Origin of the sequence: Arthrobacter sp. LjRoot14 (assembly GCF_964253905.1) — a bacterium.
Lineage (GTDB): Bacteria > Actinomycetota > Actinomycetes > Actinomycetales > Micrococcaceae > Arthrobacter.
The window spans coordinates 1,501,875-1,521,145 of sequence record NZ_CAXURL020000001.1 but is presented as its reverse complement, the minus strand read 5'-3'; the positions used below and the strand labels follow the sequence as shown (position 1 = coordinate 1,521,145).

At 67.0% G+C, this 19,271-nt stretch carries 14 protein-coding genes; 3 read left to right on the top strand and 11 right to left on the bottom strand.

Annotated features, from left to right (window positions below; genetic code table 11):
- Positions 1–21: 21 nt before the first annotated feature.
- From gatB to ACSQ12_RS06780, 4 genes are all read right to left on the bottom strand, one after another.
- Entirely contained in the window at positions 22–1,530 is a 1,509-nt protein-coding gene (gatB, locus tag ACSQ12_RS06795) for an Asp-tRNA(Asn)/Glu-tRNA(Gln) amidotransferase subunit GatB (RefSeq protein WP_436064834.1), read from the bottom strand.
- The gene (gene gatA / locus ACSQ12_RS06790; RefSeq protein WP_436064833.1) at positions 1,530–3,107 is read right to left on the bottom strand and encodes an Asp-tRNA(Asn)/Glu-tRNA(Gln) amidotransferase subunit GatA; all 1,578 of its coding nucleotides are present in this window, start codon (positions 3,105–3,107) and stop codon (positions 1,530–1,532) included. The genes gatB and gatA overlap by 1 nt, the downstream gene beginning before the upstream one ends.
- A gap of 3 nt (positions 3,108–3,110) precedes the next feature.
- Entirely contained in the window at positions 3,111–3,407 is a 297-nt protein-coding gene (gatC, locus tag ACSQ12_RS06785; RefSeq protein WP_043479953.1) for an Asp-tRNA(Asn)/Glu-tRNA(Gln) amidotransferase subunit GatC, read from the bottom strand.
- Positions 3,408–3,554: 147 nt separating this feature from the next.
- Positions 3,555–5,030, bottom strand: coding sequence for a CitMHS family transporter (locus tag ACSQ12_RS06780; RefSeq protein ID WP_436064832.1), 1,476 nt, complete (start codon positions 5,028–5,030; stop codon positions 3,555–3,557).
- Between the two features lie 180 nt (positions 5,031–5,210).
- On the opposite strand from ACSQ12_RS06780, the gene ACSQ12_RS06775 reads away from it, so the two are divergent.
- Positions 5,211–6,986 carry an ATP-binding protein gene (locus tag ACSQ12_RS06775; protein WP_436064831.1) on the top strand — a complete coding sequence of 592 codons (1,776 nt, stop codon included), beginning with the start codon at positions 5,211–5,213 and terminating at the stop codon, positions 6,984–6,986.
- Entirely contained in the window at positions 6,979–7,641 is a 663-nt protein-coding gene (locus tag ACSQ12_RS06770; protein ID WP_209746370.1) for a response regulator, read from the top strand. The genes ACSQ12_RS06775 and ACSQ12_RS06770 overlap by 8 nt, the downstream gene beginning before the upstream one ends.
- Before the next feature lie 116 nt (positions 7,642–7,757).
- On the opposite strand, the gene ACSQ12_RS06765 is transcribed toward ACSQ12_RS06770, so the two are convergent.
- Complete coding sequence (locus tag ACSQ12_RS06765; RefSeq protein ID WP_209746372.1) at positions 7,758–8,141, bottom strand: RidA family protein; 384 nt, start codon at positions 8,139–8,141, stop codon at positions 7,758–7,760.
- 47 nt (positions 8,142–8,188) lie between these two features.
- Positions 8,189–8,692, bottom strand: a complete 504-nt coding sequence (locus tag ACSQ12_RS06760) for a GNAT family N-acetyltransferase (RefSeq protein ID WP_436064830.1) — start codon at positions 8,690–8,692, stop codon at positions 8,189–8,191.
- 283 nt (positions 8,693–8,975) lie between these two features.
- On the opposite strand from ACSQ12_RS06760, the gene ACSQ12_RS06755 reads away from it, so the two are divergent.
- A complete protein-coding gene (locus tag ACSQ12_RS06755) occupies positions 8,976–10,331 on the top strand; it encodes an LLM class flavin-dependent oxidoreductase (protein ID WP_436064829.1) in 1,356 nt (451 codons plus the stop codon).
- A gap of 59 nt (positions 10,332–10,390) precedes the next feature.
- On the opposite strand, the gene ACSQ12_RS06750 is transcribed toward ACSQ12_RS06755, so the two are convergent.
- The 5 genes from ACSQ12_RS06750 to ACSQ12_RS06730 form a co-directional block, all read right to left on the bottom strand.
- Positions 10,391–11,203, bottom strand: coding sequence for an inositol monophosphatase family protein (locus ACSQ12_RS06750; RefSeq protein WP_436064828.1), 813 nt, complete (start codon positions 11,201–11,203; stop codon positions 10,391–10,393).
- Entirely contained in the window at positions 11,200–13,548 is a 2,349-nt protein-coding gene (gene ligA, locus ACSQ12_RS06745; protein WP_436064827.1) for an NAD-dependent DNA ligase LigA, read from the bottom strand. The genes ACSQ12_RS06750 and ligA overlap by 4 nt, the downstream gene beginning before the upstream one ends.
- A 112-nt stretch (positions 13,549–13,660) precedes the next feature.
- Complete coding sequence (locus ACSQ12_RS06740; protein WP_011691158.1) at positions 13,661–13,924, bottom strand: hypothetical protein; 264 nt, start codon at positions 13,922–13,924, stop codon at positions 13,661–13,663.
- Positions 13,925–14,074: 150 nt separating this feature from the next.
- A complete protein-coding gene (locus ACSQ12_RS06735; protein ID WP_436064826.1) occupies positions 14,075–18,556 on the bottom strand; it encodes an FtsK/SpoIIIE domain-containing protein in 4,482 nt (1,493 codons plus the stop codon).
- Positions 18,553–19,257: a hypothetical protein gene (locus ACSQ12_RS06730; protein WP_209746382.1), complete on the bottom strand. Its 705-nt coding sequence runs from the start codon at positions 19,255–19,257 to the stop codon at positions 18,553–18,555. The genes ACSQ12_RS06735 and ACSQ12_RS06730 overlap by 4 nt, the downstream gene beginning before the upstream one ends.
- Positions 19,258–19,271: the final 14 nt, after the last annotated feature.

Here is a 19,271-nt window from a genome sequence, read left to right as displayed (position 1 = left end):
AGTTGGGTTAAATCGGGTGGCTTAGCCTTCGACGCCGAGGCGCTGCAGGATCAGCTCGCGGACGCGTCCGGCGTCAGCCTGCCCGCGGGTGGCCTTCATGACGCCGCCCACGATCGCACCGATCGCCTGCACCTTGCCGCCGCGGATCTTGTCAGCGACGTCCGGCTGCGCGGCGAGGGCCGCATCGATGGCTTCCAGGAGGGGGCCGTCGTCGGAGACCACGGCCAGGCCGCGCTTCTCCACGATCTCCGCGGGGGTGCCTTCGCCGGCGAGGACGCCGTCGAGGACCTCGGCGGCCATCTTGTTGTTGATCTTGCCGGCTTCCACCATCTTGTTCAGTTCCACGATGGTTTCCGGCTTGACGCCCAGCTGGCCGGGGTCCACGTCGGCGTTCTTGGCGCGGCCGACGATCTCGCCCATCCACCACTTGCGGGCCACGGTTGCCGTGGCGCCGGCGGCGATGGTCTCTTCGATCTCGTCCATGACGCCGGCGTTGACCACGTCGCGGAATTCCAGGTCCGAGTAGCCCCAGTCGGCCTGCAGGCGCTTGCGGCGCTCGGCCGGCGGCTCCGGCAGGGTGGCGCGAAGCTCCTCCACCCATTCGCGGGAGGCAACGATCGGAACGAGGTCCGGCTCCGGGAAGTAGCGGTAGTCGTCGGCGTCGGACTTGGCCCGGCCCGACGTCGTCGAGCGGGTGTCCTCGTGCCAGTGGCGCGTTTCCTGGATGACCGGCTCGCCCGAGTCCAGCACGGCGGCGTGCCGCTGGATTTCGTAGCGGACGGCGTGTTCGACGGCGCGCAGCGAGTTCACGTTCTTCGTCTCGGAACGGATGCCGAAGCGTTCGCGGCCGTGGGGACGCAGCGACACGTTCGCGTCGCAGCGCACGTTGCCGCGTTCCATCTTCGCGTCCGAAACGCCGAGGTTCTTCACGATTTCACGAACGGCGGCAACATAGGCCTTGGCCAGCTCAGGCGCGCGGCTGCCGGCGCCCTGGATCGGCTTGGTGACGATCTCCACCAACGGAACACCGGAGCGGTTGTAGTCCACCAGCGAGTAGTCGGCACCCTGGATGCGGCCCGCGGACCCGCCCATGTGCGTCAGCTTGCCGGCGTCCTCTTCCATGTGGGCGCGCTCGATTTCGACGCGGAACACGGTGCCGTCGGAGAGCTCGATGTCCAGGTAGCCGTCGTACGCGATGGGTTCGTCGTACTGGGAGGTCTGGAAGTTCTTCGGGGTGTCCGGGTAGAAGTAGTTCTTCCGGGCGAAGCGGCAGGTTTCGGCGATCTTGCAGTTGAGCGCCAGGCCGATCTTGATGGAGGACTCAATAGCGGTCTTGTTCACGACGGGCAGCACGCCGGGCATGCCCAGGTCCACCTCGTTGACGTTGGTGTTGGGCTCGTCGCCGAAAACGTTCGGGGCGGAGGAGAACATCTTGGTCTTGGTGTTGAGCTCCACGTGGACCTCGAAGCCCAGGACGGGATCGTACTTCTCCATGGCCTCTTCGAAGCTCAGGGTTGCGTCAGTGCTCATTATTTTGCCTCCTGGGTTTCGAGGGTCTCGGCTGACCCGACCACCGAAGTGGCCAATTCCGGCGCCTTGTCCAGCAGCGGTCCGCCCCACTGCGCCTCGAGCAGTGATTCGAGCACCGCACCCACGCGGTACAGGCGCGCATCCTGGCGCGCCGGGGCGAGGAGCTGGATGCCGACCGGCAACCCGTCCTCATCCGCCAGGCCGCCCGGCAGGGACAGGCCCGGGACGCCGGCCATGTTGGCCGGGATGGTAGCGACGTCGTTGAGGTACATGGCCAGGGGGTCGTTCAGCTTCTCGCCGAGCTTGAACGCCGTGGTGGGCGCCGTCGGGGAAATCAGCACATCCGCCTGGGCGAACGCGGTCTCGAAGTCGCGCTGGATCAGGGTGCGGACTTTCTGGGCCGAGCCGTAGTAGGCGTCGTAGTAGCCGGCGCTGAGCGCGTAGGTGCCCAGGATGATGCGGCGCTTCACTTCGTCGCCGAAGCCTGCGGCGCGGGTGGCACCCATGACGCGTTCGATGGTGAGCGGCGCATCCTTGGGCAGGACCCGCAGGCCGTACCGGACGCCGTCGAACTTGGCCAGGTTGGAGGAAGCCTCCGAGGGCATGATCAGGTAGTAGGCGCCCAATGCGTACTTGAAGTTGGGGCAGGAGACCTCAACGATTTCCGCGCCGGCCTGCTTGAGCAGTTCGAGCGATTCGTTGAAACGGTTCTCGACGCCGGCCTGGTAACCCTCGCCGTGGAGTTCCTTGATGATGCCGATCTTCATGCCGTCCACGTTGCCCGTCCGGGCGGCCGCAACGAGGTCTTCCAGCGGGTCCGGCAGGGACGTGGAGTCGTGCGGATCGTGGCCGCCGATGACCTGGTGCAGCAGGGCAGAGTCCAGCACGGTGCGGGAGACCGGGCCGATCTGGTCCAGCGAGGAAGCCATCGCGATGGCGCCGTAGCGGGAAACGCTGCCGTAGGTGGGCTTGACGCCCACGGTGCCGGTGACGGCGCCCGGCTGGCGGATGGATCCGCCGGTATCGGTTCCGAGGGCAAGGGGTGCTTCAAACGCGGCGACGGCGGCAGCCGAGCCGCCGCCGGAGCCGCCCGGGATCCGGTCCAGGTCCCACGGGTTGCGGGTGGGGCCGTAGGCCGAGTGCTCCGTGGAGGAGCCCATGGCAAATTCGTCCAGGTTGGTTTTGCCCAGGATGGGCATTTTGGCGTCGCGCAGGCGCTTGACCACCGTGGCGTCGTACGGGCTGTGCCAGCCTTCGAGGATCTTGGAGCCGGCCGTGGTCGGCTGGCCGACGGTGACGATGAGGTCCTTGACGGCGATGGGAACACCGGCGAGTTCATGGAGTTCTGCTGCCGCGGCGCCGCCTGCGGCGCGGATGGCGTCCACCTCCGCGGCGACGGCGAGCGCCTCCTCGGTGTTGACGTGCAGGAAGGCGTGCACTCCCCGGGGACCGCCGTCAACCGCTGCGATGCGGTCCAGGTAGGCCTGGGTGACCTCAACGGAGGTGACCTCGCCGGCTGCGAGCTTTTCGGCGAGCGCGGCGGCGGAGAGGCGGATCAGTACGTTGTTCTCAGTCATGTATCAGTCCTCATCCAGGATGGCCGGAACCTTGAAGCGGCCTTCGTATGCGTCAGGGGCGCCGCTCAGGGACTGCTCGGATGTGAAGGTGTGGCCCACAACGTCCTCGCGGAACACGTTCGTCAACGGAATCGGGTGGGACGTGGCCGGGACATCATCACCGGCGGCTTCACTTACGGACTTCACTGATTCGACGATGACGGCGAGTTCGCCGGCCATCCGGTCCAGCTCTTCAGCACTCATCTCGATGTGCGCGAGACGCGCGAGATGCGCGACGTCGTCGCGGTTGATCGCAGCCATGGATCTCCCCTGCAATGTAGTTTTGGTTTCCCCCATAGTCTACGTTGCAACAGTGTGCCCGCCTGACGACCCCCAGCGGGCGTCAGACGGGCAGCACCGACCTGCGGCGCCAGCTGCAAGCAGCCCACAGCCGCAGGCAGCTTCACCCTAGCCGATGCCGATGGCTCCCGTCAGCATCCCGACACCGAGCATGACGAGCGAGATAACCGCGGTACGCCACAGCACCTTCTTGTGGTGGTCGCCGAGGTCCACCTTGGCGAGCGACACGAGCAGCAGGATGGCCGGAACCAGCGGGCTCTGCAGGTGGAACGGCTGGCCGGTGATGGAGGCCCGCGCCATGTCGGCAGCGCTGACGCCGTAGTGGGCAGCGGTCTCGCTCAGTACGGGGAGGACGCCGAAGTAGAAGGCGTCGTTGCTCATGAAGAACGTCATGGGGATGCTGAGCACGCCGGTGATGACGGCCATGAACGGGCCCATGCTGGTGGGGATGATCTGGACGAGCCAGCCGGACATGGCCTCGACCATGCCGGTGCCCTTCAGGACACCGGTGAGGACCGCCGCGGCCATGACCATGCTGACCACGGCCACGATGGACGGAGCGTGGGCGATCAGCTGGGCACCCTGGTCCTTGACCTTGGGGAAGTTGACCAGCAGGGCGATGGCGGAGCCCACCATGAAGACGAACGGGAGCGGAATGACGTTGGCGACGAGCGTGACCATGACGGCAACCGTCAGGCCAAGGTTGAACCAGAACAGCTTGGGGCGCAGGGTCTTGCGGTTCGGGTCCAGGGCGGTTTCCGCCATGGCGGAGTCGTGATCGTCCACGAGGGATTCGGGGCGCTCGAGCACGGCAACGGAGGAGCCCGCCGGGGAGACACCTGCAGGGGCGGTTCCGGCAGGACCGGAACCCTTGCGTCCGGTACCGGAACCGCCGGCCGGGCGGGCGCCGCCGGTACCGCCGTCGAACTCTTCTGCCGTATCCGGCACGCCCCAGATTTCCGGTGCGGTGGCGCGGAGGCGGTTGCGTTCCTGCAGACCCAGCAGCCAAGCGAAGGCGAAGACCACAACGAGGCCTGCGATCAGGGACGGAATCATGGGGACGAAGACGTCGTTGACGTCGATCTTCAACGCCGTGGCGGCGCGGGCCGTGGGGCCGCCCCAGGGCAGGATGTTCATGGTTCCGTTGGCGAGGCCCGCGACGCAGGTCAGGACCACTGGGCTCATCTTCAGGCGCAGGTAGACGGGCAGCATGGCGGCCGTGGTGAGGATGAAGGTGGTGGAGCCGTCACCGTCCAGGGACACTGCGGCGGCCAGGATGGCGGTGCCCAGCACCACCTTGGCGGGGTCGTTGCCCAGCTTGCGGAGGATGAACCGCACCAGGGGGTCGAACAGCCCGACGTCGATCATCAGGCCGAAGTAGATGATGGCGAACATCAGCAGGGCTGCGGTCGACGTCATGGACTTCATGGAGTCCATGACCATGTCCCCGAGGCCCAGCCCCGCTCCGGCGAAAAGCCCGAAAACGGTGGGGACGATGATCAGCGCCAGCACTGGCGTCAACTTCTTCGTCATGATCAGCACCATGAATACCGCGATCATGGCGAATCCAAGTAATACCAGCACGGCCGGCTCCTTTGTCAGTCAGTGGCACCACTCCGGTGTGATGCGCACTACAGACGTTAGAGTGGCCCGCGTCACGGCAGTGCCTTTGGTTCAATTGATTGGCATACTGCTTATTGGGAGCATTTTGCTCATTTAGCTCAGCAGGCCACAACCCGTCAGCACCACCCCGTCAGGAGGGCAATGAAGCGTCCGTCACCGAGGCAGCCGCTGCGTTTCTCCACCCAGACCCTGCTACTCCAGCTCGGAGTGGTTTTGCTGGTGGTGCTGCTCAGCGGCGCCGTGCATGCCTGGCTGACGTATGAGCGCCTGGGCCGGGAGGCCGAGAACCAGGCGCTCACGCTGGCCCGCACTGTTGCCTCTGATCCTGCGGTCCGCCAGGAGGTCCAGGCCATCAGCCGCGAAGCGGGCACTCCCCCGGCGTCGGTGCTGCTGGCCGGCCCGCTGATGGCGGTGGCCGAAGGTGCCCGGACCCGCACGGGAGCGCTGTTCGTGGTGATCACCGATGAAACCGGCCTGCGGCTGGCCCATCCGGACGCCGACCGGCTGGGTGAGAAGGTCAGCACTGATCCCTCCGAAGCTCTTTCGGGCAAGGAGGTGACCACGCGGAACACCGGGACGCTGGGGCCCTCGGCGGGTGCCAAGGTGCCCGTCTTCGCGCCGGATTCGGACACAGTGGTGGGCGAGGTCAGCGTGGGATATTCCACCGAGAACATCGTGCAGAGCCTCGCCCGCGACATCACGCCTATTCTCCTGACCGCGGCCGGGTCGCTGCTCGCCGGAATCCTGGCCTCGTTCCTGCTGCGCCGCCGCCTGCAGCGGCTGACGCTCGGCCTGGAGCCAGAGGAGATCAGCACGCTGGTCCACGACCAGGTGGCGGTTCTCCAGGGGGTTGACGACGGCGTGATCGGCGTTTCGGCCGACGGCAGGATCAGCGTCTTCAATGCTGCCGCCCAGCGGCTCCTCGACCGGCCGGACCTCGCCGGCACGCCATGGACCCAGGCGCCGGTCCCGGAGCAGCTGAAGGCTCTCACCCTGCCGGATGCCGCCGAGGCCGAAGCCGTCGAAGTCATCGCCGGCGGCCGCGTGCTGGTGGCAAGTGCCCGCAAGGCCCTGCACCGGCAGGAGGACCTGGGCTGGGTGGTGATGCTCCGCGACCGCACCGAGCTCCAGCACCTGACCCGCCAACTGGACGCCGTGGGCACCATGTCCACGGCGCTGCGGGCGCAGCGCCACGAATTTGCCAACCAGCTGCACACCATTGCCGGCTTCATGAGCATCGGGCAACACCAGCAGGCCCGGGAGTACCTGGCGCGGCTGGCTGCCACGGGACCGCTGAAGTTCCCCGTGGACCAGGCCGAACTCCTTCAGGACCCCTACCTGCAGGCGTTCGTGGGCGCCAAGGGCGTGGAAGCGGACGAACGCGGCGTGACGCTGCGCATCGGTCCCGAAACGCTGGTGCGCGGCCAGGTCACCGAGCCGCAGGACGTCACCACGGTGCTCGGGAACCTGATCGATAACGCCGTGAACGCCGCCGTCGCCGGTTCCGCCGCGGACCGCTGGGTGGAGGTGGAGCTGCTGGACGAACCGGGAGCCGGCGGCGGCACGCTGCATATCGTCGTCGGGGATTCCGGTGACGGCCTGGCCGTCGAATCCGCGGCAGGCGGGGCGGACGGACCCGGCGCGGAGGCCGTGTTCGCCGAAGGGTTTACGACGTCGGCACGGCCGGCGCGTGCCGGCGGCGGGCAGGGGCTGGGGCTGGCCCTTGCCCGGCAGCTTGCGCGGCGCCGCGGCGGAGACGTCAGGGTCCTGGAGCCCGGCTCCCCCGGCGGACCGGGTGCTGTCTTTATGGCGACGCTGCCGCGGACCACCGCCGACTCGCCCGGACGGGAGAAGCCCCTCACGGAGGACAGGTTTATCGGAAGGGACAACGATGTCGGGAAGGACACCGATGGCTGAGGATTTAAGGGTCCTGATTGTGGATGACGATTTCCACGTCGCCAAGCTGCACGCGGCCTATGTTGATTCGGTGGCGGGTTTCATGGCGCTGCCGCCCGCGGGTTCGGCATCGCTGGCGCTGCAGGCCATCCACAGCCTGCGCCCGGACCTGGTGCTGCTGGATGTGTACCTGCCTGATGCGTCCGGACTTGACCTGCTCGGCCAGCTGGACGTGGACACCATGATCCTGAGTGCGGCCTCGGACGCGGCGTCGCTGCGGGTGGCGTTCCGTCGCGGCGCCCTAGGGTACCTGCTGAAGCCGTTCACGGCGGAGTCCCTGTCGCAGCAGCTCCGCTCCTATGCCCGGTACCGGCGGATCCTGGCCCAGCCGGGTGCACTGGACCAGGACACGGTGGAGCGGGCCAAGCGTTCGCTGATTCCCGGCGACGTCACGCCCTCGGCCAAGCCACGCTCCGCCACCGAAGCCGCCGTGCTGGAATCGCTGGTGCCCGGGGAGCAGTATTCCGCGGCCGAAGTCGCCGGGCGGGTAGGGGTGTCCCGGGCCACCGCCCAGCGGTACCTGTCCTCGCTGGCGGACGACGGCGCCGTCGACATCCAACTCCGGTACGGCACCACGGGCCGCCCGGAACACCGCTACGGCCTCCCGGCTAAATAAACCCCCGCCGCGGCACGGTAACCGCCGAATGCCGCAAGGCGGAACAGGCATCCGGAAGCGTGCGTATAAGCGATGGACGAGCGAGCACGCGGAGGATGTCGGTTCCCCCTTGGGGGCTAGCTGGCGCTCTTCTGGGCCACGAGTTCGATCTCCACCAGCATCTTGGGATCCAGGAACGGCAGCACGTGGACCAGCGACAGGGTGGGGCGAATCTCGCCAAAAACTTCACCGTGGGCCCGGCCGGCGTCTTCCCACTTGCTGATGTCGGTCAGGTACAGCTTGGACTGCACCACGTCGCTGTACTCAAAACCGGCCTCGGCCAGGACGGCGCCCAGCTTTTCCAGGATGAACCTGGTCTGCGTGTAGAAGCCCTCACCCACGATTCCGTTGTCACCGCTCGCCGCGGTGGCGGAGATATACAGGGTGTTGTCCACCTGGACTGCACGGGAATAGCCGAGGGTCTGCTCCCACGAGGAGCCGGAGCCGAATGTCTTGCGCATGGGTGTGCCTTTCGATGGTGCCTTGAGTCGGCACCACTTTAGGGCGGCTACACCTCGAGCCGGTAAACCAGCAGCTTTATGTCGGTATCCGTCACGAACCAGTCGCGCTCAGGAACGCGGTGGAAGCCTGTCTTCCGGTACAGCCCGTGCGCACTCTCCCACGTGCGGCCGGTGGTCAGTGCCACGGCCTTAATGCCGTGCAGCGACTTCGCATGGTTGATGATCGCCTCGACCATGGCCTTGCCTGCGCCGCTGCGCTGGACCGACGGGTCCACCACGAGCATGCGGAATTCGAGTTCGTCCGGCAGCGCGATGTCCGCAAAAGGTTCACCGGCGACGGCGAGCGTTACCGAACCGACGATGCGTCCGGCCCGTTCGGCGACCCAGATGGTGGCCTGGCCGGCCCGTTTGGCCACGTCCTGGATCTGCAGCATGTAGGGGTGGTCGGCACTCGCGAAGTACCCGGCGGCGAGGTAGGCGTCCCGCGTGATGCGGGCTACGGCGTCGAAATCTGCCGGAACGGCGGGACGAATGAGGATCTGCGGATGCACTTGTCCATGGTAGTCGCGGGCGCACGCCCGGCCCCGAAAAAGGGCTGTTTCCGTGATTGAACTATCACTAAGTCCGGAGCTGGCCCCTGTTCCGCGGCTTGCCTCCCGCTGGTGCCCTTTATGTGTCCGGGCGTTGCCCCGTGTTGCACGGCATTGCCCAGTATTTCCGGGTGTTGCCCCGTGTTTCCGGGCATTGCCCCAGTGGTCGGCCGTGCTGGCCGCCCCGCCTCCCGCTGTGGTTGATTGGCACCACCGACGCCGCCCCACAGACAGGAACACTCCCATGGCATCCCACCAGCGCACCCTGCATCTCAACGCCTTCCTCATGAGTACCGGCCACCACGAAGCGTCCTGGCGGCTGCCCGAAAGCAACCCCCGGGCCAGCACGGACATCAGCCACTACCGCAACCTCGCCCGGATTGCCGAGCGGGGCACGTTCGATTCCATCTTCTTTGCCGACTCGCCCGTGATCTTCGGAAACGTGGGCCGCCGGCCGGCCGGAAAGCTCGAACCGACAGTGCTGCTGACCGCCATCGCCGCAGCCACCGAGAAGATCGGCCTCATTGCCACGGCTTCCACCACGTACAACGAGCCGTTCAACCTCGCGAGGCGCTTTGCATCCGTCGACTTCGTCAGCGGGGGCCGTGCCGGCTGGAACGTCGTCACCACCGCCGGGCCCGACGCCGCCCGGAACTTTGGCGTCGACGACCAGCCCGCGCACGCAACGCGCTATGAGCGGGCGGCAGAGTTCCTGGACGTCGCCGGCAAACTCTGGGACAGCTGGGATGACGACGCCGTGGTGGCGGACAAGGAGGCGGGCGTCTGGGCCGACCCGGACAAGGTCAGGCCAATCGACCACGTCGGCAAGCATTTCCGGGTTCGCGGCCCGCTCAACGTTCCGCGGTCCCCGCAGGGTCACCCGCTGATTGTCCAGGCGGGCTCCTCCGAAGACGGCAAGGGGCTCGCCGCACGTTACGCCGAAGCCGTGTTCACGGCGCAGCAGACGCTCGAGGACGCGCAGGGCTTCTACAGCGACCTCAAGGCCCGCACCGCAGCCTCCGGACGAGACCCTGAAGGCATCAAGATCCTGCCCGGAATCGTGCCCGTGCTGGCCGGGACAGAAGCCGAGGCCAAGGAGCTGGAGCGCGAACTCGACGAGCTGATCCGTCCGGAGTATGCGCGGATCGAACTTGCCAAAACCCTCGGTGTCAGCCCGGACGACCTCCCGCTGGACCGGCAACTGCCGGCGGATCTTCCGGACGAGGATTCCATCCAGGGTGCCAAGAGCCGCTACACCCTGATCGTGGAGCTCGGCCGCCGCGAACAGCTCACGGTCCGGCAGCTGATCGGCCGCCTGGGTGGCGGGCGCGGGCACCGAACGTTCTCGGGCACTCCGGAGCAGGTGGCAGATGCCATCCAGCTCTGGTTTGAAAACGGCGCGGCCGACGGTTTCAACATCATGCCCGCGGTGCTCCCCTCAGGGCTTGAGGCCTTTGTGGACCACGTGGTGCCGGTCCTGCGCCAGCGGGGCCTGTTCCGGACGGAATACACAGCCGACACGCTGCGGGGGCACTACGGACTGGAGCGCCCGCTCAACCGGTATTCCGGGCCGGCCGGGCTGGCCGACGTGCACGCCTAAGCGGGGTGCACGCCTGAGCGGGGCGCACCCCTGAGCGGGGTGCACGCCTGCCCTCTACCTCAAAGCGGAAACTTGCCGGACAGCTCAAGCGTGCCGGCACACGTCCAGGCGGCAAGGCGTTCCTCGTCCGACGGTCCGCCGTCGAGGGGGCTCGTCAGGCGCGGGCGGCGCACCCAGCAGCCGGCTTCCTCGGCGATGAGGGCGCCCGCAGAGAAATCGTGCTCGTTGAGTCCGCGTTCCCCGAAGGCGTCATGGGTTCCGTCCGCCACCAGGCACAGGTCCAGGGCGGCGGAACCCAGCCGGCGCACATCGGCGAAACCGTCCATGAAGCCGCCGAGGGCTTCGGCCTGCTCGGCGCGGACGCCGGGATCGTAGCTAAAGCCGGTGGCCAGGATCTGCCCGGCACGGCCGGGCACTGGCCCGGTGAGCTGGGTGCGCAGCCCCCGCTCCTCCAGCCAGGCGCCTCCCCCGCGCGACGCATAGTAGACGCGGCCCAGGGCAGGGGCGTTAACGACGCCGGCCAGCCAGACGCCGTCGGGATCGGCCACTGCCACCGACGTGCCGTAGTAGACGATGTTCCGGATGAAATTGGTGGTGCCGTCCAGCGGGTCGATTGACCAGCGGTATCCGCTGGGGTTGTCCCTGCTCAGGGTGCCGTGTTCCTCGCCGGTGACAGTGTCCTGCGGCCGGACACGGCCGATGACTTCACGCACGGCGTTCTCAGCCGCGACGTCGAAGGCCGTGACCCAGTCCCCCGAGGCTCCCTTGTTGCTGACGTCCAGGGCGTCGCCGTTGCGTGTGGCGAGCACCGCGGCCCCGGCCGCGGCTGCCGCTTTGGCCACTTCCAGCAGATCCGACGGCGTGATGCTCATTGCGTCTGCTCTTCCTGGTGGTCCTCGGTTTCCGCGGGATCCGAAGAGTCGGCCGGACCGGTGGAGTCGGCCGAACCGGTGGAGTCAGCCGAACCGGTCGCGTCCCCGGAGTCAGCGGGGCCGTTGGCCAGCAGCGCGCGGAAGCCGTCCTCGTCCAGCACCGGCACGCCGAGCTGTTCGGCCTTGTCCAGCTTCGTTCCGGCGTTCTCGCCGGCCACGACGTAGCTGGTGTTCTTGGACACGGATCCTGACGCCTTGCCACCGCGGATGAGGATGGCTTCCTTGGCTTCATCCCTGCTGAAGCCCTCAAGGCTTCCGGTGACCACGACCGTCAGCCCTTCCAGGGTCCGCGGGGTGGATTCGTCCTGCTCGTCCTCCATCCGCACGCCGTCCTCGGCCCAGGCGTCCACGATTTCGCGGTGCCAGTCCTCGGCGAACCATTCCTTCAGTGCAGCCGCGATCACCGGACCCACACCGTCGACGTGGGCGAGTTCCTCCTCCGAGGCCTGACGGATTGCGTCCATCGAGCCGAAGGCCGTGGCAAGCGCCCGCGACGCCCGGGGGCCGACGTGCCGGATGGACAACGCGACCAGGACCCGCCACAGCGGCTGGGACTTGGCCTTTTCCAGCTCGGTGAACAGTTTTTCCGTGGTGGCCGTCGGTTTGGACGGGGACTTGGCCGTGCCTTTTGTATAGAAATACGGCACGAGTTCGAATTCGCCCGTAGCCACGCCCTTGGACCGCTTCTCGCGACGGATCCGGACATCGGCAAGGTCTTCGCGGGTGAGCCGGAAGAGGGCGGCCTCGCTGGTCAGCGGGGGCGTCGCCGGTTCCGCCGGCTGGGTCAGGGCGATCGCCGCCTCCCAGCCGAGGGCTTCGATGTCGAAGGCGCCGCGGCTGGCCACGTGGAAGACGCGTTCGCGCAGCTGCGCCGGGCAGGAGCGGGAGTTGGGGCAGCGGATGTCCACGTCCCCCTCCTTACCCGGGGCGAGCGGCGTCCCGCAGGAGGGGCATTCAGTGGGCATCACGAAGTCCCGCACGGGCGGATCCTGCTGGTCACGGAGGGCGAGCACCGGCCCCACGATCTCCGGGATGACGTCCCCGGCCTTGCGCAGCACCACGATGTCGCCGATCTTCACGCCCTTGGCTTTGACCACGTCCTGGTTGTGCAGCGTGGCCATTCCTACTGTGGACCCGGCGACCTTCACGGGTTCCATGATGCCGTAGGGGGTGACGCGTCCGGTGCGTCCGACATTGACCGCGATGTCCAGCAGCTTGGTGTGGACTTCCTCCGGCGGGTACTTGTAGGCGACGGCCCAGCGGGGCACCCGCGAGGTGTACCCGAGGGCGCGCTGGGTGGCGAAATCGTCCACTTTGACGACGATGCCGTCGATCTCGTGTGTAAGGCTGTGCCGTTTGTCGCCGTAGCGTTTGATGAAATCGAGCACTTCCTTGAGGCTGCCGAGGACCTCGAAGTACGGGCTGGTGGGCAGACCCCACTCGGCAAGCTGGCGGTAGGTGTCCGACTGGCTGACTGTCTGCAGCCCTTCGCGGGCACCGATGCCGTGCACGTACATGCGAAGCGGGCGCTTGGCAGTTTCCGCGGGATCCTTTTGCCGGAGCGAGCCGGCGGCCGCGTTGCGCGGGTTGGCCAGCGGCGCCTTGCCGGCCTCGATCAGGGCCTCGTTGAATTCGGCGAAGGCCTTGGAAGGAATGAAGACCTCGCCGCGCACCTCCATCTCGGCCGGATAGTTCCCGCCGGTCAACTGCTGCGGGATCTCCTTGATGGTCAGGACGTTGTGGGTGATGTCCTCGCCGGTGTAGCCGTCCCCCCGGGTGGCGGCGCGGACCAGTTTGCCGTCACGGTAAAGAAGGTTGACCGCCAGGCCGTCGATCTTGAGTTCAGTCAGCCATGCGGGTCCGTCGCTGCCGTTGCCCAGTTTGACCACGGACGCTTCCGCCTTGGCGATCCACGCTTCAAGTTCCTCAAGGGAAAAGACGTCCTCCAGGCTGTACATCCGCTGGAGATGTTCGACGGCGGCAAAGGCGGCGGACACTTCGCCGCCCACTTCCTGGGTGGGCGAGTCGTTGGCCACGAGTTCCGGGTGCATTGCCTCGATTGTTTCGAGGCGCCGGAAGAGCTCGTCGAACTCAGCGTCCGAAATGATGGGCGCGTCCTCCTGGTAGTACGCGAAGCGGTGCTTGCGTACCTCTTCCACCAGGCTTTCATATTCCTCGCGCACCGCACCGGAGGGCACCTGCTCACGGGCGGTGTCCGCCTCGCGCGTGCCTGCCCCGGTCTTGCTTTGCGTATCAGTATCTGCTGCCGTGTTCCCTGTGCTCACAGACCTATCCTGCCCTAGATCTCCGACAATGTCTGGCTCCAGGCGCACGGATGCCCCGGGCGCTTTATGCGTCCGGGGCATCCGTTTCGGCGTTGCCGGCGGCAGGCGTTCCCTAGCGGGAAGCCTCTTCCTGCTGGGCAGCGTTCTTGCTGGCCTGCTTGCCGGCCTCTTCCAGTGCCCGGGCCACCCGGGCCAGGTCCGTTACGTGGCGGCCGGACCATTCGCTGCGGAACTTCTCCGCATCCGGGCCCTTCCAGTCGGTGCTGTCAAGAGCCTTCGTCAGCTGCGACTTGGCCTTCTCGATCTCGGACGAACCAGCCTGAAGCTTGGTCCCGAGCGCCTTGAGCTGAGCAATGTCTGCACCCCAAATAGCCATTAGTTTTCTCCTTCAGTCAACGGACCCGATCCGATCGGCATCCCCAGCGGCCCCCGGCTCATCCGGAAGATCCATTACCTAGAAACTATCCCGCGGCCCCGGCACTGTCGATGGGCACCGCTCCCCATGGAGCGCTGCCCATCGGCACAGTCACCGTGCCGCTCCCACCCGGTTGAGGTCCGGATCGGCCTGGCTGCGGTTTTCCGGCGGCAGGGCAATCTGCAGTTTGCGGACCTTGCCCCGTCCCACGATGTAGCCGCGGCCCGGAATGAAATCGGAACTGATCTTGCCGAGCGACGTGCTCAGCAAGCTGTCGCCTTCGATGTCGCCGGGGTTGATCAGCAGTCCGCGCCGTCCGGACTTGAACGGCTGCGACAGTGACCAGGCGGAGGACCAGGTGGACGTCTCAGACTCCCCCACCACCCACTGGTCGGCCTTGATGGAGGTGGTGACCAGCTGCTCGATGCCGGACTCGGCGCCCGTGTCCGTGAACTCGGTCAGGCCCTCGATGAAGATGGCCAGCCGGCCGGGGTTCTCCGAGGAGTAGTCCACCAGCCCGTCAATCGCCTCTTCGACGTCTTCGGCTCCCACGAGGGCACGGTTCCAGACCTTCAGCGATGCGACGGCGGACCGGCGCGAGCCGATGTAGATCAGTTCGGTGCCGGGGTTGGACCGGCGCAGCGCGTAGGCCATGGTGACCAGCGCAACCGTTCGGCCGGCACCCGGCGGGCCCGCGACGAGCAGCGGTCCCTTGGCCATGATCTCGGCCGGCTGGAGCGTCTCGTCGTCGACGCCGATCACCGGCAGGTCCCGGCTTCCCGCGGGAAGGATGTCCAGGTCCACCTGCTCGGGCAGGCGTTCGATCTGCGGTGCCTTTTCCACGCCCTGGCGCAGCATGGCCTCGCTGAGCTTGTGCACCTCGCGGGCCTGCAGCGCCAGGTTCGAGTCGCCTCCGAGGACGGCAAGCTGGACCTCGTGCCCTCCCAGCAGTCCGCGGCCCGGGGGCGATGCCTGGCTCAGGACGTCCTTGGGCACGTCCAGCGAAATATAGTCGTCCTCGGATGAGAGCCGCAGGACCAGGCGGCGCTGAATCGAAGCCAGCAGCGAAGCCGGTACTGAGTTGGGCCGGTCCCCGGTGACCACCAGGTGGATGCCCAGCGGCCGGCCGTCCGTTGCCAGCTGAAGGAAGATGTCCCAGAGCGCTGACAGCCGGCTGTATTCGTAGGCCTCCCGGAAGTTGGACATGCCGTCCACCAGGATGAAGATCCGCTTCTCATCCGGGTCATTGGCCAGTTTCCGGTATTCCACAATGGTGGCGGCCCGGACTTCGGCGTAGCGGGCAGCGCGGTCGTCGGCAACATCGCGCAGCCACCGCAGCAGCCTGCCGACACGTTCGACGTCGTCGCCGTTGATGATTTCCCCGACGTGCGGGAGTCCGTCGAGCATCTTCAGTCCCGACGAACCGCAGTCGATGCCGTAGACATGCACGGGGCCACCGCGAGGAGTCACTGCCGCGGCGATGGCGATGCCGCGCAGGGCGGCCGACTTACCTGAGCCGCCCGTCCCGTAGATGGCCATGTTGCCGTCCCTGTCGGGTTCATAGAAGACGGTGGGCTGGTCCTGGTGTGCCGGGTCGTCGGCCACGCCCAGGAGAAGGCGTTCATCGGTCCTGGGGTTGGGAAGCTTGGAGAAATCGTAAGTCTTCGCCAGCTCGTTGAGCCACGGTTTGCGGGGCGGCGCGATGGACAGCACTTCCGCGGCTTTGATGATGTTGGCTGTCATCCGGGCAATGTCGTTCGGCCCTGCGGGCTCCTCCCGCACCGGCTTTTCAGGCGCCGGCGCCGCCCAGCCGGGTCCCGAGCCGAAGGCCATTTCCACGATGTCGATCTGGGGTGCCTGCGGTTTGTCCGTGGTCCAGCCGCCTGCGTAGCCGGTCTGGAAGCCCTGGATCCGGCCGGGGCCGGTTTTCGCCGCGCCGCGGCCCGGGATGGAGGGGTCGAAGTACGCCGCGGTGGGCACACCGAGAATGTCCGTGGCATCGTCCTCGTCCGCCATCCGGAGGGCAACACGGAGGTTGGTGTTGGCACGCAGGCTTTCCTTGATGACGCCGGCAGGCCGCTGGGTGGCAAGGATCAGGTGCAGGCCCAGGGACCGGCCGCGGGCTGCCACGTCGACGACGCCGTCCACGAACTCCGGGACTTCCGTGGCAAGGGCAGCGAACTCGTCCACGATGATGATGAGGTACGGCGGAGCCTCGGGATCCGCCTCGCGCTGCAGGCCCAGGAGGTCCTTGGCCTTCTTCCGGTTGAGCAGATGCTCCCGGTAATGCAGTTCAGCCCGCAGCGACGTCAGGGCGCGGCGCACCAGGTGCTGCGAGAGGTCGGTCACCAGTCCCACGGTGTGGGGCAGGTGCAGGCAGTCGGCGAAGGCGGCACCGCCCTTGTAGTCGACGAACAGGAAGCTCACCCGGTCCGGGCTGTAGGCCGCAGCCATGCCCATGACCCAGGACTGCAGGAATTCCGACTTGCCGGCGCCGGTGGTGCCACCCACCAGGGCGTGCGGGCCTTCGTTCTTCAGGTCCAGGTACAGCGGTTCGATGCCCTTGGATCCCACCAGGGCCCGGAGCGTGCCGTTGTCCTTGCGGTTTGCGACGGCGGTCGCGTGGACGGAGTTGTTTTCCTTCCACCGGTCCGCGACCGCCTGGGGGTTGTCCATGAAGTCCTTGCCGATGAGGCTCACGTAGGACACCGCACGGGGAAGGTCTGAGTCGTCATCCACGGGTTTGCCCACATCAATGACCGGTGACAGCATCCTGGCAAGCTGGGTGGCCAGGTCGGCGTCGAGGCTTTCGCAGCTGACCGGGTAGGTGTGGCGGCCCAGCCGGACCTGGCCGGTGGTGGTCCCGTGGTCGCCGTCCACCACCATGAAGTCGCGGCACGCTGCCGGAAGTGACTGGACGCTGGTGGCCACCCACATGACGTGGACGCCCGAATCCGGCCCGCGTTCCACGAGCCGTGTCAGGCGGCCGCGGTCCACCGGTGCGTCGTCTTCCACGATCAACAGCACGGAGGGCAGCACGGGACCGGGGATGTCGCCCTTCTCTCCGTCGAGGCCTGCCCGCGGCACGGGACGGGGAGACTGCGCGCCCGCCTCGCGCTGGTCGATGAGGTCCTCCAGCCGGGCCAGGAGGGAAGATCCGCCGGCAGGTCCCGCAGCCAGGTGGTCGCCGCTGAGCGGGCTGTGTCCCGAGCCGACGTGCGGCAGCCACTGGAGCCAGTTCCAGCGTTCCCTCGATTTGGCCGATGTGATTGCCGTAACCACCACTTCGGCCGGGGAATGCAGTCCCACGGTCTGCAGGACCATGCCGCGGGCCACGTCGTCTACGAGGCCGCGGGCGCCGGCGAGCCCGAATGCGCCGGCGGAGCGGAGCTGGGACACGATCGGCACGCCCTCGATGTCCTGGAACTGTTTGAGGCAGGCCTGGATTTCCTGCATATATTCAGCTTCGGTCTCATTGCTGGACGGCTCGTCGAACGAAATGCGCGACGGCGCCGTGCCCAGCCCGAAGCGCAGGCCGAGGAATCCGCTGTGCTCGGGCCGGTGGGTCCAGAGCAACGGTCCCAGCTTGTAGATGGAATCCACGGTGTCGCTGACGGACGGAGCCTCCTGGAGGCGCACCGACCGCTCGATTTGCTGCAGCTCGGTGATGTCCTTGCGGAACGCCGCCATCGCCTCGCGGAACTGCTTGAGCTGCTCTTTGCGTTCCCGCTTGCCTTGCATCTTTTGGTCCACGTAGTGGCCGATGATGAAGAGCGGCATCATCATCATGAACAGGACAGAGAGGACGTTGCCCGTGACGGCAAACAAAATGGCGCCCATCATCAGCGGCGCGATCAGCATGATGTAAGGGAAGGGGTGGTGCTCCTGGCGTTTGGGGCCGGCCGGGAGTACGCGCTTGGGCGGGGCGAAACGCGGCACCACGCGCGGCGAGCGGTTGAAGTCCACCAGCGGCGACGTCGGTGCACCCCCGTGGTGGCCCAGCCCGACGACCGAAACGGTGGTGTCGCCCAGGGTCACGGTGTCCGAGGAGTTCAGTGTTGCCCGGGTGACCGGCAACCCGTCCATGATCAGCCCGTTGGCGGAATTCGTGTCCACGATTTCAACGGTTTCCCCCACGGTGATGCGGGCATGCCGTTTGGAGGTCATGGGGTCCGACAGCCGGATGTCGACGTCCCGGTCCCGACCGATGTAGCTGGTGCCGGAGGGCAGCGAAAATTCCTGCCCGACGTCGGGCCCGGACAGGACGCGGAGGGTCGCGGCTGCGGGTCCGCGGTTAGCACCCGGAGACCCGAACTGCTCGCTGACCTGCGTCAGCGAAACGATGGACCCGGGCCTGAGACCGGATTCCAACAAATTGTCCGTGCGGTTGAGGATGTTGCCGCGCATTCCGCCGGCGACGAATGCCTCGTCGATGCAGAGCGACAGGTTCTCCGGCGGCTGGGTGCCCCGCCGTTCAGGATCGGCAGCCCACAGCTGGGTGGCGATGTCCGCCACCGTTGCGAGGCCGTCAACGGTTACGGCGAGGTCTTTGGCGTCGGCGGGTTCCCGGCGCAGCGTCAGTCGGATTTTCATCCTTCGTCGGCCCCCCTCATCTTGTCGATCAGGTGCAGGTCCGCGGCGGTCACCAGGTGCGACGTCACGGCGTGCTCAACAAGCCTGGCACGGCGGTTGGTGGCCAGTTTTCCGCCGCCGCCGCGCAGCCCCGCAACGCCGACGCGGTCAAGTTTGTCGCACACATTGTCCAGCTTCCTGTTGAACCGGGTCAGCGCCCAGCCGAGCGTTCTGGCGGCATCCGCCGATGACGGGATGGCGCTGAACCCGGTGCCGTCGCGGCGGAGCATGGGCTCGGCGAGGGCAACGATGAGCGCCTTCTGCGAGTCAGTGAAAACCACCGGCCCGATGGTGGTGTCCCCGCCGCTTTCGTCGTCGGGGGCCTCCTGGCGGAAGGAGGGGGTCTTCAGGTGCACGGCGAACTCGTAGGTGGTGGGGCCGGCGGTGAAGATCACGTTGGTGTGGCTGAAGACGATCGGAATCCTGGCCCCGGGTGAAAGCCAGGCCTGCATCCCGCCGGTGCCGTCCGCCACCGTGGCTGAGAGCATGCTCCCCACGTTGCTGAGCCACCAGATGCCGTCGTACCGGGCGATCTGGAGGAACCGCCGGTGCAGGTACGGGTTGTCGTCCACTTCCAGGTCGCCTTCGCGTCCGATGTTGAAGACGTCCTCGTCCGACGGCTCATACCATTCGCCACAGAAATCTACTGCTAGATCCCCCATTTTCCGTGCCTCCT

Coding starts and splice junctions, on each gene's coding strand:
- gatB (WP_436064834.1), bottom strand. CDS start 1,530: ATGAGCACTGACGCAACCCTGAGCTTCGAAGAGGCCATGGAGAAGTAC.
- gatA (WP_436064833.1), bottom strand. CDS start 3,107: ATGACTGAGAACAACGTACTGATCCGCCTCTCCGCCGCCGCGCTCGCC.
- gatC (WP_043479953.1), bottom strand. CDS start 3,407: ATGGCTGCGATCAACCGCGACGACGTCGCGCATCTCGCGCGTCTCGCG.
- ACSQ12_RS06775 (WP_436064831.1), top strand. CDS start 5,211: ATGAAGCGTCCGTCACCGAGGCAGCCGCTGCGTTTCTCCACCCAGACC.
- ACSQ12_RS06770 (WP_209746370.1), top strand. CDS start 6,979: ATGGCTGAGGATTTAAGGGTCCTGATTGTGGATGACGATTTCCACGTC.
- ACSQ12_RS06765 (WP_209746372.1), bottom strand. CDS start 8,141: ATGCGCAAGACATTCGGCTCCGGCTCCTCGTGGGAGCAGACCCTCGGC.
- ACSQ12_RS06755 (WP_436064829.1), top strand. CDS start 8,976: ATGGCATCCCACCAGCGCACCCTGCATCTCAACGCCTTCCTCATGAGT.
- ACSQ12_RS06750 (WP_436064828.1), bottom strand. CDS start 11,203: ATGAGCATCACGCCGTCGGATCTGCTGGAAGTGGCCAAAGCGGCAGCC.
- ACSQ12_RS06740 (WP_011691158.1), bottom strand. CDS start 13,924: ATGGCTATTTGGGGTGCAGACATTGCTCAGCTCAAGGCGCTCGGGACC.
- ACSQ12_RS06735 (WP_436064826.1), bottom strand. CDS start 18,556: ATGAAAATCCGACTGACGCTGCGCCGGGAACCCGCCGACGCCAAAGAC.
- ACSQ12_RS06730 (WP_209746382.1), bottom strand. CDS start 19,257: ATGGGGGATCTAGCAGTAGATTTCTGTGGCGAATGGTATGAGCCGTCG.